General features: G+C 41.9%; 10 protein-coding genes. 6 read left to right on the top strand and 4 right to left on the bottom strand.

The annotated features are described in order from the left end of the window. Positions 1–41 precede the first annotated feature (41 nt). Positions 42–1,811: a VWA domain-containing protein gene (locus AR334_RS18900; RefSeq protein ID WP_066315312.1), complete on the bottom strand. Its 1,770-nt coding sequence runs from the start codon at positions 1,809–1,811 to the stop codon at positions 42–44. A gap of 219 nt (positions 1,812–2,030) precedes the next feature. Between AR334_RS18900 and AR334_RS29580 the strand changes: the two genes are divergently transcribed. Genes AR334_RS29580 through AR334_RS18890 form a run of 3 tightly spaced genes read left to right on the top strand, consistent with a single transcriptional unit; the run spans position 2,031 to position 4,905 of the window. Further along, positions 2,031–2,180 carry a hypothetical protein gene (locus AR334_RS29580; protein ID WP_156431318.1) on the top strand — a complete coding sequence of 50 codons (150 nt, stop codon included), beginning with the start codon at positions 2,031–2,033 and terminating at the stop codon, positions 2,178–2,180. Next, on the top strand, positions 2,173–3,105 hold the full coding sequence (locus tag AR334_RS18895; RefSeq protein WP_066315299.1) for a hypothetical protein: 933 nt from the start codon (positions 2,173–2,175) through the stop codon (positions 3,103–3,105). The genes AR334_RS29580 and AR334_RS18895 overlap by 8 nt, the downstream gene beginning before the upstream one ends. Before the next feature lie 15 nt (positions 3,106–3,120). After that, a complete protein-coding gene (locus AR334_RS18890) occupies positions 3,121–4,905 on the top strand; it encodes a hypothetical protein (protein ID WP_066315280.1) in 1,785 nt (594 codons plus the stop codon). Between the two features lie 36 nt (positions 4,906–4,941). Here the strand turns inward: AR334_RS18890 and AR334_RS18885 are convergent, their stop codons facing one another. After that, positions 4,942–5,244, bottom strand: a complete 303-nt coding sequence (locus tag AR334_RS18885) for a DUF4359 domain-containing protein (protein ID WP_066315274.1) — start codon at positions 5,242–5,244, stop codon at positions 4,942–4,944. A 344-nt stretch (positions 5,245–5,588) separates the two neighbouring features. Between AR334_RS18885 and AR334_RS18880 the strand changes: the two genes are divergently transcribed. Next, positions 5,589–6,500 carry a CPBP family intramembrane glutamic endopeptidase gene (locus AR334_RS18880; RefSeq protein ID WP_066315267.1) on the top strand — a complete coding sequence of 304 codons (912 nt, stop codon included), beginning with the start codon at positions 5,589–5,591 and terminating at the stop codon, positions 6,498–6,500. Between the two features lie 209 nt (positions 6,501–6,709). On the opposite strand, the gene AR334_RS18875 is transcribed toward AR334_RS18880, so the two are convergent. Then, a complete protein-coding gene (locus tag AR334_RS18875) occupies positions 6,710–7,333 on the bottom strand; it encodes a hypothetical protein (RefSeq protein WP_066315265.1) in 624 nt (207 codons plus the stop codon). Between the two features lie 366 nt (positions 7,334–7,699). On the opposite strand from AR334_RS18875, the gene AR334_RS30405 reads away from it, so the two are divergent. Together AR334_RS30405 and AR334_RS18865 are read left to right on the top strand one after the other, a co-directional pair. Beyond that, positions 7,700–13,723 carry a 5'-nucleotidase C-terminal domain-containing protein gene (locus tag AR334_RS30405; protein ID WP_066315260.1) on the top strand — a complete coding sequence of 2,008 codons (6,024 nt, stop codon included), beginning with the start codon at positions 7,700–7,702 and terminating at the stop codon, positions 13,721–13,723. Positions 13,724–13,955: 232 nt separating this feature from the next. Beyond that, entirely contained in the window at positions 13,956–16,691 is a 2,736-nt protein-coding gene (locus tag AR334_RS18865) for a bifunctional 2',3'-cyclic-nucleotide 2'-phosphodiesterase/3'-nucleotidase (RefSeq protein WP_082693024.1), read from the top strand. A gap of 85 nt (positions 16,692–16,776) precedes the next feature. Here AR334_RS18865 and AR334_RS18860 read toward each other — a convergent pair. After that, on the bottom strand, positions 16,777–18,089 hold a 1,313-nt coding region (locus tag AR334_RS18860), incomplete at its 5' end, for an N-acetylmuramoyl-L-alanine amidase (protein ID WP_172799256.1).

Here is an 18,089-nt window from a genome sequence, read left to right as displayed (position 1 = left end):
ATAAGGATTCCGTTTTGCGGCAACTTCCATCTTTTATCTACTTAGCTGATATATTCCAGATAAATAGATTTATTCACCTGTTTTAACACGATGCGCAGGCGGTCATTGCGTTTGATTGGCTGGCCCTTTTTGGCATCAATGGCCCGGCCGCCCTTTTCAATCGTGCAATTGGAATGATTGATGATTATGAGCGAGTCACCTGCACCCGGTTTAAAAATGATTTGCCCCGTTTCGGCAAATTCAGGCGAAAGCGATAGCAGCTGATGCAGCTGGAACTTTCCTTTAAAGCCTTTTAGCTTCTTGTACTGCGGGTTACTCCGCTCACCGGTATCTTCATCTCTGACTTCAACGACGAATTGCCCGCTGAAGCCTCTGTTTTGCTGCGCCAAGTATTTTAACAGTAAGTAAATAAGTGCCCCCAGGATCAGGGCGCCAATTACTCCGCCCACTACATAGAGCCAAGGAAATGGTTTTTCATCGGCCTGCTTTTGTTTGACCGCAGGTGCAGCTGCTGCCTTTTGAACCGTGATTTTTTGCGGATCAGTCTCACGGAAGAAGCTGTTATCCTCCGCTTTTACCTTCACTTCATAGCCGGACGCTTTTCCAAGCTTGAACTCTCCGGAGAACCCTTTATCGCCGGCCGTAAGGGGGGATTCCTCCGTTTTTCCTGTATCAAGATCCTTGATAAACAAGGTCGCTTTCATAGAATTATAGATGGCTTTATCTGCAATTGCGGTACCGTTATCTTCAAAGAATGCATCAATCTTGACCGTTTCCCCAGCTTTATAGCTTTGCTTGGCAAGCGGTGCCAGTTTAAGTTGCAAATCATAGTTGAAGACGAGATTGATATCAATTTTATCCTGGGGAACCCCTTTTACCTTGAGCGTCCAATCACCCTGAACGGGTTTTAGAAGCTTTACCAATGTATAGGTCCTTGATGTTGAAAGCAGGACCTGGTCGGAAGGGATCGCCACTTCTTTGCCGGACGGATCGACCAGCTTAACCTCCACAGGCTGGCTGGAAATCAAGGAAATATTGGCTTCCAGGACATTTTCGTTGGGCACGTTGATTTTGACATCCTGAAAATCCCCGTTTCCGATTAATTCGTTTACTGGCACAATTTTTAATTTAAGGTGGTTCGCAAATATTTCACTGAGGATGTCAGGAAGCTGGTCCGGCGAGGTTGCCTCGAAAAATTTTCCGTTGGTGCTGGAGGCAACGTTTGTAAGGGCGTCCTTGTTCAATTTGCCATTCGCGTTTAGGCCGATTGTATAGATCGGGTAGCCTTTTTCCTTGGCCGCAGCAACGGCCTTGTTTAAATCCTCTTCGGCCTGCTCTGGTGTTCTGGATTTATTCGGGTCTAGTTCATTGTTCCCGTCAGCGAGGAGGACAATCAACGGAAAGTAGCCTTGTTCATGACTGCTGTCGAGCACTGTGACCGCTTCTTTAACCCCGGCTGAGATATCGGTATACATATATGTATTTAGTGTATCGATGAATTCCTTTAAAGCTTTTTTATCCTGTTCCGAATTAATTTTGACAAGTGCTTTTTCCCGCATGACATGGTCAGAATAGGCAATCGCGCCAATTTTGTCGCCCTTTAGTGACGCCATATCAATGAACATTTTCATCGCTTCATAGCTGATATTGTTAGGGTCGCTGCTCTTCATCGAGTTGCTGACGTCTACGACCAGCATCCCTTCAATTCGGGAAGTGGTGTTTGAGGGACTTTTAGCATATGTGGCGACTGTGAAAAAAGTCGTAGAAAGGAAAAGGAATACTATTAAACTGCTAATCCATTTTTTAAACATTCGTGTCGAACCCCCACCGGCAAATTTCTTGAAATGATGACAATATTTTCAATTTACTTACTAATATTTTACCACTGCTCCTAGTATATTCCTAAATATATTTCTTTTAATATCAAAATTTTCCTATTATAATTTAATTTAATGGATTTTTTGGAAAAACATGTTGTTTCATAGGCGGAAATTACTAAAGTCAAATCATGCAGAAAAAGGGGAAGCAAGATGTATATCACAGTATTTACCTGCTTACTAGGACTGATTTTAATGTGGAAACTCTATAAATTAATTAAAAATAAACGGCTTGGCGACGACTTTCAAGGGATAGATGAAGAACTGGCAATCAAGCTAAATGAAGGTGATTCAATTGGCTAAACAAGCAGTCCAGCTGACAAAGAAAAAGCGGACCCAATATAGATTCCAAAAGCTCAAAATGTGCAAAAAATGCAACCGCTATTCCGTCCTTGCGGATGAGAGCTGTCCAACCTGCGGCACAGAATGGATTGGCGTGGAAAGTCTGGTAAAAACCATTTTTAAAAATAAATTGTTTACCGAAGCCATCTGGATTTTAATCTTCGTCAGCCTGGGAATTGTGTTCGCCCCGACTATGAAATCGATGTACTATTCCCTTATTGCGGGGTTAGTCTTTTGCCTCAGCTATTGTCTTATCACCTCTATCTTTATGAAAAGTGAATATTTTATACAACTTAGGAAACTGCTTCGCAGCGATTTTAAAAGAATTAAAGACGGAATCGGGTTTGACAGTAATTTGGCGAAGGCCGATGCCGAAGAAGGCCAGCTTGCTCCTGCCTATGAAAAGCTTCGCGAAATCGGCGATTTTATTGAAAACGACAAAGTGAAAAATCGCAGTGTTAAGCTTCTGAATCACATTATTCTTCGGAGCGACATGGAGCTAGAGCTCGAAACCCTCGTTCCGACAAGCTACGATCGGGATTTTGTAGAATATGCGCTCGAAGCAATCAAATTAAACCGTACGCTGATGACGAAAAAGTCGATCGCCTACTTCATTCAGCATCGCACTTCGATTGTCACGGATTTTGGTATGGAAACATTGATTTCTGTTGCCGGCACGGCGTTAAGGATGAAGCTTTACATTATTGAATTTGCCGATTTTATCGAGGAATTTCTTGAATATTTTCCAAAGGAGCGGTTGCTTAGGCTCTGCAGCATTATTCATTCCAACCCGGAGGAAAATTGGGGCAGCCTCGGCCTGAAAACCAAAGGGCTGGTAGCCGCAAAATACAATTACGATCCCGATTTTAAGCGGTTTGTTTCGTAGAAAGGACTACTGCATATGTTTAAACTGACCGTTTATCGAAAAGTCAATATGTCGCGCAATTTCTTCCTATTGGTGCTCATGTTATTACTGGTGCTTGTAGGCGGAAAAATTATGTTGGCCCACGAGAAAATCGCTACTTATGAGGAAGCAATGAAATTATACCGTTCCGGAGATTTAGTGGCTGCTGAAAAGAAGTTTCGCGCCGCCAAGCTGAATGTTGTCATTTCCGACCATAACAAGGAAATTAATCAGATCCTTGGAGTCCTGTCGCCGATTCGTGAAACAATGGAAGAGTTAGATAAAAAAGCGGGTGACTATTATAACGACAAGGATTTAACCCGATTGGCCGATACATATAACCGTTGGCAGGAGCATCTAGAAAAATGGGTGGGCGGCACCGCTGTTCAAAAAGACATGTACGAAGAAATGCTCGCTTTGACAGAGCTTGATAAGGATTTGGACACCTATTTTTCAGCAATTAAAAAAGCCGAGCTTGCCAAACTGACCTCCAGCCTTCGTAATGATGAGAAGGAGGAACAGATTCATAAAGATTTGAATTTGATTCCGGCTGCTTACTACGAGGGAGATTCTAAAAAGACAGAGCTGATTAAAAGTGAATTTCAAAAATATTATTCTGGAATAGTCAATACGATGATTACGGAAAACGATAGGGTCTTTCAGCTTGTTGATGAGGGAAATCGGCAATTCAGCATGCTGAAACAGTTTTCCATTGATTCTGCATGGCTAAAGACTGCGCTCGAAACCCATTTAATAAAGGTGATGACGGAGGATTTTGACAAGAAGGAATACGCTCTTTTTGCTGAAAAAGCAAAAACAGTGAAAAATCTTTCGTCTGAGATGGAGGATTCCAAAGTTTTCTCTTGGATTGAAAATAAGAAGAATGAGTTACTGACCCAAGCAGACAAGCTTACCGCAGGAAATAAATATGAAGAAGCTATTTCTCTCTATGAAGCTTTAAGACCGCTCGAAGATACGGAACAGTTAATTAAGAGCGCCAACCTGGCCTGGGATAAATTTGAGCCGATTCGCGTGCTGAAGCGTCTGTATCCGGATAAGGAATTCCCTCATTTCGTCAATGCACGAAATAAGTGGGGGGCAGACAGCGCAGTCGCGGCGATTTCCAAGGAAGGTGTCATTTATTTCGGCAAGTTGAACGGTGAAGAAGAGATGTCTGTCACGACGGGCGGCAATGTGGGGGAGACTTTAACGGTTAACAAGCTTGATTTCCAAGGTTCCCTTAGTTTGACTGATGTTCCGGTTCTATTCATTGACGCAAAGTCTTCGTCCCGAAAGCACAGATATATGGCCTATGAAGTTGTAAACAATTCTGTTTCTAAAATTTTGGATGTAGAAGCGGATTCGTTGACCATTGAGTCCAAGGAATCTATTTTGCTCGAGAACCCCGTCGGACAAGGAGCAGGGGAGTTCGCCTATTATGAACGCGGCTACAGCGGCGGATTCCAGTTTTCAAAAATCAAGGTGGATTATATTGATATATCTGCAAAGGATATCAAGCAATATTACGGTAAAAAGGTTCGATTCACCACCTATAATGCCACGCAAACAGCTGATGGCCCATTAGTAAAATTATCGGAAACATATAACTTCACCACCAGAAAATATGAATCTCAATATCTGTTGTTAAAAGGCCAACTGACGAACATCACTAACTACTATCGCTACACTGTGATTGGCGTTTTTAATAGTTATCAGACGATTACCGATTCCTATGGTGAAGTCATTGAGGTTCCGGTATTCCAGGTGGAGAAAATTGAATAAAATGGTGAAGGCCAGTCTTATCGAGACTGGCCTTCGTTATTCTTTTGAGGAGGGAAGTGCAATAAATTGATTAAAGATCCCGATCGACGTTATTTTTCCCAACCCCATTTCTGAAAAGTCAGTTTTGTAAACGGAAAATAAAAAATAATCTTTGCGGCTTGTACCTGCGTCAAAAATGGTTTTTCCGGCAACCGAAAGGATTCCCTTTTCAAGTATGTTCGACGATTGATCCATCGTTTTATGATTAATCCATTCGATGTACTCCGACCGTTCAGGATTGGTCGCTGACAAGATAAATATCACCGCAACAACAAGAATAATAGACAACAAACGCCTCATTTTCCGAGCCCCTTTTTTCCAAAATAAATTCATATCAACTGCTTGTACTAACATATGCCAGTTTCGCCGAGAAAATACACTTTTAAACGATGTGGTACACGTAGTTTGGATACAAAGTTGGAAACAATATTTGGATGCTATTTACCTGCGAATATGTTAAATTATTACTATTAAATTTGCGTCAGTTTATGAAAAGAGGAACCTTTATGACGAGAATGTGGAAGTGGGCGATTGCCTGTTTATTATTCCTGGTTGTGTTAAACGGGTTTGGGATACTGACTGTGACTTTTAACCGGTAACGCGAAATCCGTCGACCATACTACTAAAGCGGGGAATGACGTTTAATGACGAATAATTTAACAAGTTCTATATCGAAAAAGCTGCTGACAGCGCTTTTGGTCGTAACCATTGGGGCCGAAATACTGCTCTACTTAACCCGCTACAGTTCCCTGGCAAGCACCCTCTATGATGCTGTCATGGTCGCCTCGATTTTTGTCGGAATAAAGCTGCACCGCCGGCTTTGGAGCAGTGTGGTACGTCCAAAGACAAAGCGGCAGCTGGCGCTACAGTTTACAGGCGCTTTCCTGATTTTCTTTTTCGGAAGTACGATTATTAACATTTATTCAAGCGTGACATACAACGATTTTAGTGATGATTATGGGGAGTATGTCGAAGACTACACCGAGATGCAGACGTATGAGGCTGAAACGGCGAAGACTCCGGATACTGAAGAATCGGCCGTTTGGTCCTTTATTGACAGGGTTGATACGATTGGCTCGGACATCTACCTCGATGCGATGGCTGGGCTTGAGGAAGTGTGGCGCCTCGCCTATATTGTCCTGTTCCTCGTCGTCTGCAAAAAACTGTTCCGCGGGCGGTGGGAGAGCGGTCGTAGGGACATCTTTGTGCTTGCCGCCTTGTTCTTCACTTCGATTCTCTTTGGGGTTGACCATACATTGGACAGCGAGCAATCATGGCCAGTACGAATTGGCGCCATTGTCACCTTTGCAAACATGGGCTTTCTGTTTGGTCTGATTCTTTTATGGACGCGCAACCTGTGGCTGACTGTCCTTGTCCACTCGTTGTACGACATCATGGCCACATTGTCCTGGTACTATATCGATGACGCCGTCGAACTATTTGCCCTCGGCATCCTGATTGTTTATATCATTCTATTTCTTTTGGAGAAAATGCAGCAAAAACGCAGGTTGGTTGAGGTGGAGCAGGATGATGGGGCTGCGCAAATCATGGAATAACGGAGGGGAGCGGGTCAGTGGCCGCTCCTATTCTTATGGGCCCGTTGAGGTGGAAAAAGAGTACTCGCGGTAACATAGGGCGATTCTATGAGCCCGTCAGGCTGAAAATAAGGTGTTCACGGTAACATAGAGCAGTTCTACGTACCCGTCCAAATCGAGTGGCCCGGTTACATAAACTGAATAAAATCTCTATAAAAATAAAACAAGCCCTACCAGCCAAACTGGTAGGACTCCCGATTAATCCAATATTGAACTGATCCATCCTCATTTAGCTTATACTTCACTTTTTTTCGGTCAAACTCCCTCAACAAACTTTCCTTCGCTAATTCCTGTTTAATGTCCAGCTCCAGCAGTAACTTATTTAGCTGGCTATGGTCTACAGTTTTACCCTCGGTGAACATGGTAAGAATTGCCTCACGCTGCTCCATTACCCTAAGAAAATCCTGTTTATGCGCTTTTAATCCAGTAGGTTCCGGCATTTTTTTTACCTTCAGCATCAGATCCGCGTGCTTTGCTTTAGCGAGTTTAAGCCTGCCTATATCTATTTGGTCAGCTCCAACGTAAGCCCCAACCATAAGTTTCATGCTTTCTTGGTTATACTCCTGCTCTTTTATTATGTATTCATTCAATTCCTTTTGATTTGGCGCCCTATATGTAATCGTGATAATTGCAAGGATTAAGAATAATAAACCAACCCCAAGTACCATAAAAATCATCGAAAAATTAGTTTTAGGAGTAGCAATAACAATTTTTTCGTCATGGTGGTAATCTAGACTGTTAGCCTTGAGCTCTTCAAGTTCCTGTTTGACTTTTTGCTGGGCGGCAGTCAGCATCCTCATCACATCCAATAGTAAAATAGAACTACTATTATTCTACTACAAAAAACGACAAAAACACCATTTATTTCCCAAGAAATGATGAGGTTGGGTAATTAAAGACAACCGAAGTAAAAAAAGGATGAATTGTTCGTAAATTTTGTTAAATCTTGTAGATTGATAGGGAAGTATATACTAAAATAGTAAGTGATTTACTTTACTTTTTCTAGGCTGCCTTAATAGAAAAACAGGCTGTCTAAAATGCATTGGAAACGCATCCAAGGTCCTAGAAAAAAATATTTCTCCATAGAGGTGATGCCTATTTAGTTTGTTTACTACCCACAAGCGAAAGGTATAAACATTCGAAATTAGGAGGCGTAGAGTTTGAGGATCTTTAGAAAACAGCTCTTTATTTTAGCAACTATTTTTACTTTACTAGCAAGCTACGTGTTACCGTACCTCCATCATGCAAGTGCGGCTGAGAACTACATAACAGTGGCTCAAGCGATTGCAAACAACTCGGGATCGGCCACAGTGAAAGGATATATCGTCGGATACGCAAAATCAGCGACCAATTATGTTACTACTGGATATCCAGATGATAATAATTTTGGTATAGCTGATAATCAAAATGAAACCGACCCAACCAAGATTCTTCCTGTCCAAATTACTAGCGGTTTCAGGGCGGAGTTTGGCCTTAAATCCAATCCAACCAATTTAGGGAAGATAGTATTTGTTACGGGATCATTAGAAAAGTATTTTGCCGTCTCGGGACTAAAAAGTCCAACAGCAATGGGCTTTGAACCACCTGAAGGAGGCGGAGGCCCAGTCGACCCACCGGTTGATCCGCCATCCGATGGCATCAAAATCAGTGCCATTCAAGGTGAAGGCCATGATTCACCATATAAAGGCCAGACAGTTAATGGTGTAGAGGGTATTGTTACGTTTGTTAAGGATGCCAGCAACTTCTATATGCAAGATCCAAATCCAGATGGGAATCCGAAGACATCTGAAGGGATTCTTGTTTATCAAAAGAACCATACCATCAAGGTGGGTGACCTGGTTTCCGTTAATGGCTTGGTAAAGGAATGGGTGCTTGAAGGCTACAGTGACATGCTGCAAACAGACCTTGCTACAACTGAAATTGACGCAAATGCGGGGAAAGTAACAGTTAAAGCAAGCGGACAAGCGTTACCTGAAGCACTTGTCATCGGCAAAGATATCAACCCGCCAACTCAAGTGGTGGATAACGATAAGTTTGCCAAATTTGATCCAGAAGAAGACGGAATTGATTTCTGGGAAAGTATCGAAGGCATGCGTGTGGCGATTGAAAATCCTACTGCAGTTGCGCCACAGCGCTATGGCGAAGTTCCGGTTATCGCCGGTAAAGTGGACGGCAAGCCGTATACAACTCCAGGCGGAATCTCCATCACGAAAGACAACATGAACCCGGAACGTCTTCCGCTCCTGTTTACAACAAAAGATGAAACAATCAAGGTGAAAACGGGTGACCGCTACGATGGTACGGTAACCGGTGTCATAACTTATACATTCCAAAACTACAAACTGTTGACTGATAAAAGTGCTCTTCCGAAATTGGTGGAAAGTGACTATCAGCGGGAAGTAACGGATATTGTCAAGAATGCAGACAAATTGACTGTTGCTACCTACAATATGGAAAACTATACAAAGTCCGATGCAGCGAAAACAACCAAAATTGCTGAATCAATCGTAAATAACCTGAAAAAGCCTGACATTGTCGGCTTAGTAGAAGTTCAGGATAATAACGGTGAAACAGCAGGAGGCACAGCTGCTGACCAAAACTATCAGGCTTTAATCGATGCAATTAAAACAGCAGGCGGCCCAACCTACAAATGGACTGATATCGAGCCTGTCAATAACCAGGACGGTGGGGCTCCAAACGGTAACATCCGTGTTGGCTATATTTACAATCCTGACCGTGTTTCCTTGAAATCAGGAGCACCAAAAGGCGGCTCAACCGAAGCGGTAGGTTATCAGAATGGTTCATTAACCTTGAACCCTGGTAGAATTGATCCGACAAATTCAGCTTTCTCATCAAGCCGTAAGCCATTAGCTGCAGAGTTTACTTTTAACGGCGAAGATGTCATTGTGATTAACAATCACTTCAACTCTAAGGGCGGAGACCTACCGATTTTCGGTAAAACTCAGCCGCCAACTCTTGGCAGTGAAGTTCAGCGAATGAAGATTGCCGGAGTAGTGAACAACTTTATTAAAGATGTAAAGAGCAAAAATGCGGATGCAAACATCGTGGTCATGGGTGACTTGAACGACTTCGAATTTTCGAATCCGTTAGTAGCATTAAAAGGCAATGAATTAACAAACTTAATTGAAAAAGTTCCGGCACCAGAAAGATTTACCTACACATATCAAGGAAACTCTCAGGTGCTTGACCACATGCTTGTCAGCAACAACTTGGCAGGTCGTTCAGAAATTGATATCGTTCACTTGAACTCGTCATTTACACCAATGCACGGACGTGTAAGCGATCATGATCCGGTAATTGCCCAAATTGACCTGAAAAAACCGGCAAAAGAACCTTTTTCTCTCTCAATCATGCATATGAATGATACCCATGCTGCCTTGGATAACATGCCAAAGACTGTAACAGCTGTGAAAAAAGTGAGAGAAGAAAAACCTAGTTCACTGTTGCTTCATGCAGGGGATGCATTTACTGGAACCTTGTATTTCAACGAGTTTCATGGTCAAGCAGACTTAGCCTTGATGAACCTAATGAAATTTGACGCGATGACATTCGGTAACCATGAATTTGACCTTGGTTCTTCTACAGAAGGCCATCAAGCTTTGGTTAACTTTATTAAGGAAGCTAAGTTCCCATTTGTTAGCGCAAACGTTGATTTCTCGAAAGATGCTAAATTCGATGGCCTTTTAAATGATTCCTTTACTTCTAACTACAAGAATGGACAAATCTACAATGGAATCATTAAAGAAGTAAATGGCGAGAAAGTCGGGATTTTTGGGCTAACCACTGAAGAAACCATTGATATTTCCAGCCCAGGTTCAATCGCATTTCAAAACTATCTAACAAAAGCAGAAAAAGCCGTAGAAGCTTTCGAAGCTCAAGGCGTTAACAAAATTATTGCCTTAACTCATATTGGCTATGATGACAATGCGGCAATCGATAATGACTTGATCCTTGCTGAAAAAGTAGAAGGAATTGACGTTATTGTAGGTGGACACAGCCATACCGAATTGAAACAACCTGTTGTAGTGGCAAAGGATGCAACTCCTACTGTCATCGTCCAAACTGGCAACTCGAATAATAATTTGGGTGTATTGAACGTAGAGTTTGACAAAAATGGTGTTGTAACATCGAATAATGGCCAATTAATTGCAATCGGTTCTCAAGCTGCTGATAAAGAAGCAGAAGACATTTTGGCACCGTACAAAGCACAAGTTGACACTGTTTCTAAAAAAGAAATCGGCGTATCAACTCCAGCTGCATTAGAAAACCCACGTACAAACGGTGATAATACAAAACCAAGCGTACGGAAAAACGAAACAATTCTTGGCAACCTGATTACAGATGCCATGCTTGAAAAAGCAAAATCATTCACTGGTAAGAATGTCATCATGGCATTGCAAAATGGCGGCGGTATTCGTGCAGCCATTGATGCGGGACCAATCACAGTCGGTGAAGTTATCACGGTACTTCCATTTAATAACACTCTGGCAACTATGGATGTAACAGGTGCTGAGCTTAAGCAAGCTTTTGAAGTTTCCGTTGGTCTATACCCAGCAGAAAACGGTGGTTTCTTACATGTAGCTGGCGGCAAAGTAGAATTTGATCCAACGAAACCAAAAGGAAAACGTGTTGTATCTGTTTTGTATAAGAATGAAAGTGGACAATACGTACCACTTCAAGATGATGTGAAGTACACCGTTGCAACAAACGCCTTTACAGCTAAAGGCGGCGACGGCTATGATGTATTCAAAACTGCATATGAAGAAGGACGTGTAACAGACCTAGGTCTTTCCGATTGGGAAAACTTACGTGATCATTTAGTAAGCATTGGCAGCAAAGGCATTCCAACTTCTACTGAAGGAAGAATTGTAGATGTATTTACCTTAACTGTTATGCACACAAATGATGTTCATGCGAACTTGAAAGACATGCCTAGAACAATAACAAAAGTGAAAGAGATAAGGTCAGCAAATGCTAACTCGCTTCTTCTTCACGCTGGTGACCAATTCACTGGAACCTTGTATTTCAATGAATTCCTGGGTGCAGCAGATTTGGCTATCTTGAAGTTGATGGGCATTGATGCAATGACATTCGGCAACCATGAATTTGATCTAGGTTCTTCAGCAGATGGCCATCAGAAATTGGTTGATTTTATCAAGGGTGCTAACTTCCCATTCGTTAGTGCAAACGTAGATTTCTCCAAAGACTCTAAATTTGAGGGAATCTACAATGATTCTATTGAATCTGCCTATGCAAATGGTGCAATTTACAATGGAATCGTCAAGAACTTTAATGGTGAAAAAGTTGGTATCTTCGGTTTGACAACTGAAGAAACAGTTGATATTTCAAGCCCAGGTTCCATTGCATTTAAAAACTATTTAACAGAAGCCCAAAAGGCCGTACAAGCTCTTGAAGCAAAAGGTGTTAACAAAATCATCGCATTGACTCATATTGGTTTTGACGACAATGCAACTGTTGATAATGACTTGGTCCTTGCAGAGAAAGTAGAAGGCATCGACATCATTGTTGGCGGACATAGCCATACAACACTGTCAAAACCTGTTGTTGTAGCTAAAGATGCAACTCCTACTGTCATCGTTCAAACCGGTAATTCGAACAGTAACTTGGGTGAGCTTAATGTGGTCTTCAATAAAAATGGGGTTATCACTAAGCATGACGGCAAACTGATTCCTATCGACAGTAAGATTGCTGAGGATCAGAATGCAGTTGAAGTTTTAAAACCATTTAAAGATCAAGTTGATAAAGTTTCCAATGAGGAAATCGGAGTAGATGCTCCAGTTGCGTTGGATAACCCACGTACAAATGGCGATAACTCAAAACCAAGTGTACGTAAAAACGAAACAATCCTAGGTAATATGATTACGGACGGAATGCTTGAAAAAGCAAAATCCTTCACTGGAAAAAATGTAATTATGGCGTTGCAAAACGGCGGGGGTATCCGTGCGTCAATCGATGCTGGACCAATCACTGTTGGCGAAGTAATTTCAGTGCTTCCATTTAATAATACGCTGGCTACCATGGATGTAACTGGTGCAGAGTTGAAGGAGGCATTTGAAATCTCCCTTGGCCAATACCCAGCGGAAAACGGCGGCTTCTTACATGTGTCCGGTGGTAAAGTAGTATTTGATCCTACGAAACCAGCAGGACAACGTATTGTATCCGTATTGTATTTAAATGAAAATGGCAAGTATGTAGAAGTTAAAGACGACGTGAAGTACACCGTAGCAACAAACGCTTTTACAGCTAAGGGTGGAGACGGCTTTGGTGTATTTGCAAAAGCCTATGAAGAAGGCCGTGTAACAGATTTAGGTCTTTCCGATTGGGAAAACTTCCGTGATCATTTACTAGATATCGGTAGTGAAGGTATCCCAACTAAGATTGAAGGTAGAATCGTGGATGTTAACACACTACCGGGTGAAGAAGAACCTACACCAGGTGAAGAAGAGCCTCAAGTTGTAGTGGTTACTCCTGAGGCAGGGAATGGCAATAAGTATGAAGTCACTCCAAATGATTTGAAAGAATTAAAAGCTGGCGCAACTGTTATCGTTAAAGTTCCAGCCAAGAACAATACAATTTTTGTATCATTGACTTCAGAAACGATTGCGAAACTTAAAGAAGCAAATGCAACTTTAGTGATTTCCAATGAAGTGGTAGATCTTAAAATTCCGTCATCTATTTTGCCTGATGGTGAAACAGAAATTAAAGTGCAGAAAGACAATCGCCAGGATGCTTTAGTTGCCTATGATTTCTCAATCAAATCCAATGGTACTGGATATCATAAGTTTAACGAAAAAGTCACCATGACCTTCGCTGTTGACCCTAAATTAGTGAAGGATCCAAATAAAGTGAAAGTATTCTATTGGAACCCAGAAACGAAGGCTTGGGAATTGGTCGGCGGCGAATATAAAGATGGCAAAATTACCGCCACTACCGATCACTTCAGTACATTTGGTGTACTTGAAGTCATAGATACCAAGCAAACTCCGGTTACTGATGCGAAAGGTTCTAATCCGAATGCATCCAAAGGCGGCAATGCGCTTCCAAATACAGCAACGAATGCATATAACTATTTATTGCTTGGAATCCTGATTATCGGAGCAGGAGCTACTATCTTTATTAGAAGACGTAAATTAGAAGCTTAATAGGTTCAGCCTTACTCTCTTCGGGGGTAAGGCTGTTTTTATGAAAAAAGATTCATAAAATAGGAATTTTTTAAAAGTAATTCTTTCATTCGTGACTTTTTGACTATATAATGGAAAAGCAGTCAAAAAACGTCACTTTCTTCTGATATATATGGAAGCGTTACCAACCTTATATGTTATGAATTAATGACATTTTGTCTGTAAAAAATAAAAAGGAACGGTGTGATCCTACATGAAGAAAAAAGCAGGCCTAGTCAGCAAGCTTGCCGCAACAGCGCTGATGTGCAGTACCTTCTTGTCTCCATTTGGTTCAATTGCCAGTGCGGAGGGAGAAACAGATTCAGCAGCAGTAAAATTGCGTTTGATGGAAACGACTGATTTGCATGCAAACGTAATGGATTATGATTACTATCAAGACAAGCCAACGATTGAATACGGTCTTGCCAGAACAGCAGAACTTATTCATGCAGCTAGAACGGAAGCAAAGAACTCGATGTTGTTTGATGCAGGGGACTTGCTCCAAGGGAATCCGCTTGCGGACTATGTAGCGAAGATCAAAAAGTTGGGTGCAGACGAGATTCATCCGGTTTTTAAGGCTATGAGTCTATTAGACTATGATGCGGGGATTGTCGGAAACCACGAATTTAACTATGGATTGGATTTCTTAAATAATGCTCTGCAAGAAGCCCCATACAAGGTCGTTAACGCGAATATTTATGATGCAAATACAGGAAAGAACTACTTTAAACCCTATGAAATTATTAATAAGACAGTAAAAGATGAAAACGGGAATGATCAGATTATCAAAGTCGGTGTCATCGGTTTTGCCCCGCCGCAAATTATGCAGTGGGACAAGGACAACCTAACCGGAAAAGTAACGGTAGAGGATATTGTCGATTCCGCTAATAAGTTTATTCCGAAAATGCGGGCTGACGGTGCCGATGTTATTGTTGCCATTGCTCACTCTGGCTGCGATATCGCCGTTGATGGCCAAAAAGATGCTGAGAATGCAGTTTATTCTTTAAGCAAAGTGTCCGGTATCGATGCCATCATGTTCGGACATGCCCATTTAACATTCCCAGGTGACGTCTCCTTTAATGGGAAAAAAGGAATTGATAATGCCAAGGGCCACATTAATAATGTCCCGGCACTTGAAGCCGGCTATTGGGGAAATAACTTAGGTGTGATGGATTTAACTTTAGAAAAAGTAGATGGAAAATGGAAGGTCACCCAATCTGAATCTGCCAATCGTCCAATTTTTAAAACGGTAGATAAAGTAAAGGTACCCGTTGTATCTACGAATCAAGATATCGTAAATGCTGTAAAAGAAGCCCATGAAGGAACACTTACTTACGTGCGTGGAAAAATTGGCGTAACATCTGCGCCTTTATACAGCTTTTTTGCCCGTGTTCAAGACGATCCTACAATTCAAATTGTAAACAATGCCCAGAAAGAGTATGTGGAAAAATGGATTGCCGAAAAGCTTCCTGCCTATAAAGGCGTACCGGTTCTTTCAGCAGGCGCACCATTTAAAGCAGGTCGTCAGGGACCAAGCGACTATACCAATATTGCCGCCGGAGATTTATCAATCAAGAGTGCCAATGACCTCTATCTATATCCAAATACTTTGAAAGCAGTCGAGTTAACCGGTGCCCAGGTTAAGGATTGGCTGGAAATGTCAGCAGCACAATTTAACCAAATCGATCCGAATAAAACAGATGTGCAGGAGCTCATCGATTATAACTTCCAAACGTTTAACTACGACGTCATTGATGGGGTCAAATACGAGATCGATGTCACAAAGCCGGCAAAATATGATTTGAACGGTAAGTTAATCAATGCCAACGCAAGCCGGATTATCAATTTCACGATGCCGGATGGCAAGCCAGTTGATTTAAATCAAAAGTTTGTTGTGGTCACAAATAACTATCGTGCAAGCGGCGGCGGAAACTTCCCTGGCCTTGTCGGTGGTATCGCTAAAATTGTGGTGGATTCGCCTGACGAAAACCGTCAAATCCTAATGGATTATATCTCATCAAAGGGAACCATTAATCCGTCAGCCGATATGAACTGGAGAATTGCGCCAATTAACAATAATGTTGCAGTTAAGTTCCAGTCTTCACCGGATGAGGCAGCCAAAACCTTTGCGGGCCAGTCTTCTGACATTAAGTTCCTGGAAACCTTTACTGATGCAAATGGCAGTGTTTGGGGATCATTTAAGCTGGATGTGTCTTTACCGGAAACAAAAGTTTTAGAACCGATTACCACTGTCGACGCCAACAAGCAAACAATGGCTGCAAAGGTGGAAGCAAAGGATATTGCCGGATTGAAAAAAGGTGCTGTCCTTGCTGTAACACCTAAAGATGCTGAACGCCAAGTGGAACTAAAGGTTACACTTTCCGCGGATGTATTAAACCAGTTAACGCAAAACAATAACGTGCTGCAAGTGAACAAAGGCGATGTCCAAACAGAACTTCCAGCTGCTTTATTAAAATTAATCGCCCAGCAAGCGAATGGTCAAAATATAACCATTACGATTACGAAGAAGACAGCGGAAGGCTCGATTGGCCCGGTTTATGACTTTACCATCCAAGCCGGAACAACAACACTCCATGACTTTGGCGGCGAAAAGGTGAACTTAACCTTTAAAGTCGCGTCCAGAGACGTTGCAGGCACCGACCCATCCAAGGTCAAAGTATTCTATTATAATGAAACAACCAAGAAGTGGGAAGTCCTTGCCGACAGCAAATACGATGCTGCAGCAGGAACCGTTACAGCTGCTGCTACTCACTTCAGCACTTACGGCGTATTTGCTGAAAGCAATGCTGCCAAAGGAGCGCCAAAAGCAATTTCCGGCAAACTGCTGCCAAACACAGCAACAGATGCCTATAACTACTTGTTCTTGGGCTTACTGATTGTAGTGGCCGGGGTAACATTCTTTATTAAGAGACGCAGAGTGCAAGCTTAGGTAAAATAAAAAACAGCCTTACTCCTTGAGGAATAAGGCTGTTCTTTTTAAAATCCATTTTTCTTTTAATTACAAAATAGATAATTTAATAGATTCTAAAGTACTCATCAATTCCATCTGCAATGGCTATGGCCAATGTATTTTGATAGGAATCAGTAAATAATTTTTGTCGTTCAGTGGAATTGCTGATAAAACCCATCTCTAGCAATGTAGCAGGCATGGCACTTTCACGAATTACGGCAAATGAAGCCCCATCCGTTCCACGATTCCCCGCACCGGTGTACTGGACCATATTATCCTGAATTAAGCTTGTTAATCTCATGCTATTAGCAATTCTTTCAGGATTATTATGCATATCTCCATTAATGGTTGAAGGATAATCTGGATTATACTTATAGAAGTATGACTCAATTCCAGAAGCCGAGCTTGGGCCTGAGTTCGTATGGATGCTGACAAAAATATCTGCCTTTAAACCATTTGCTATTTTTGGTCGATCCAGTAATGCTACAGTCGTATCATCATTACGGGACATATAAACGGTATAGCCGCGATTGGCTAATAATGCTTGAACCTTTTTCGCAACAGCCAGGTTTAAGTCTGCTTCGTGGTAGCTGCCGAATGTGGCACCAGGATCGGATCCGCCATGTCCGGGGTCTAAAAATACAGTAAAAGAATGACCGAACAATACTTTAATACTAGGTAAGGTCATGATTCGGCCATTTTTTCCAATTTCCCTAATTGTAATAATGTGTGAGCCATTAGTAAATTGGGTTATGTCAAGAGCAAAATGGTAACCTGCGTTGCTATTGTTGAATTCTGGAAATGCTTTCTGGACATCAGGGCGTGCATCGCCATAATCTGCCTTACCGGCTACGACCCCATCAACTAGCACTTCTATACTTTCCACTCCACTAACATCCAAAAACCAGCCTGATACATTTATAATACCTTCGTGCCTGCTGCCCGGAATAGGATTATCTAAAAATCCTTTAACATTTTCAATCCAAATAGTACTTTCAGGTAATGTGGTAACTTGACCATTTATTCCTGTTCCTCTAATTGTTATCGTATGTTGTCCGCCATTAAGCAGCGTGGTATCAAGCAAATAATGAAAGCCAGCATTTCCATTACTGTATTCAGGAAAAGCATTTTGCACATCAATTCGTGACAGACCGTATTGGGCTTCTCCTACACTCTTTCCATCCACCAATACCTCTATCTTGGATACACCACTGTCATCCAAAAACCAACCTCGGACCTCAACCTCTCCTTTAACCGTTGAGGCATAGGATGGGGTATCAATTGAACCGAGTACTGGAAGACTCTGGACATTCACGATTGTGTCAATATCATTGACTGCACCATTAGCCCCAGTTTCTCTTACGGTTAACTTGTGCT

This window comes from Bacillus sp. FJAT-29814, assembly GCF_001510715.1.
Lineage (GTDB): Bacteria > Bacillota > Bacilli > Bacillales > Cytobacillaceae > Neobacillus.
The sequence above is the reverse complement of the archived record's forward strand: the minus strand, read 5'-3'. Positions and strand labels throughout refer to the sequence as shown.

What these genes read in the sequence shown, in the direction of transcription:
- AR334_RS18900 (WP_066315312.1), bottom strand. Translation starts at nt 1,811, where the DNA reads ATGTTTAAAAAATGGATTAGCAGTTTAATAGTATTCCTTTTCCTTTCT.
- AR334_RS29580 (WP_156431318.1), top strand. Translation starts at nt 2,031, where the DNA reads ATGTATATCACAGTATTTACCTGCTTACTAGGACTGATTTTAATGTGG.
- AR334_RS18890 (WP_066315280.1), top strand. Translation starts at nt 3,121, where the DNA reads ATGTTTAAACTGACCGTTTATCGAAAAGTCAATATGTCGCGCAATTTC.
- AR334_RS18885 (WP_066315274.1), bottom strand. Translation starts at nt 5,244, where the DNA reads ATGAGGCGTTTGTTGTCTATTATTCTTGTTGTTGCGGTGATATTTATC.
- AR334_RS18880 (WP_066315267.1), top strand. Translation starts at nt 5,589, where the DNA reads ATGACGAATAATTTAACAAGTTCTATATCGAAAAAGCTGCTGACAGCG.
- AR334_RS18875 (WP_066315265.1), bottom strand. Translation starts at nt 7,333, where the DNA reads ATGCTGACTGCCGCCCAGCAAAAAGTCAAACAGGAACTTGAAGAGCTC.
- AR334_RS18865 (WP_082693024.1), top strand. Translation starts at nt 13,956, where the DNA reads ATGAAGAAAAAAGCAGGCCTAGTCAGCAAGCTTGCCGCAACAGCGCTG.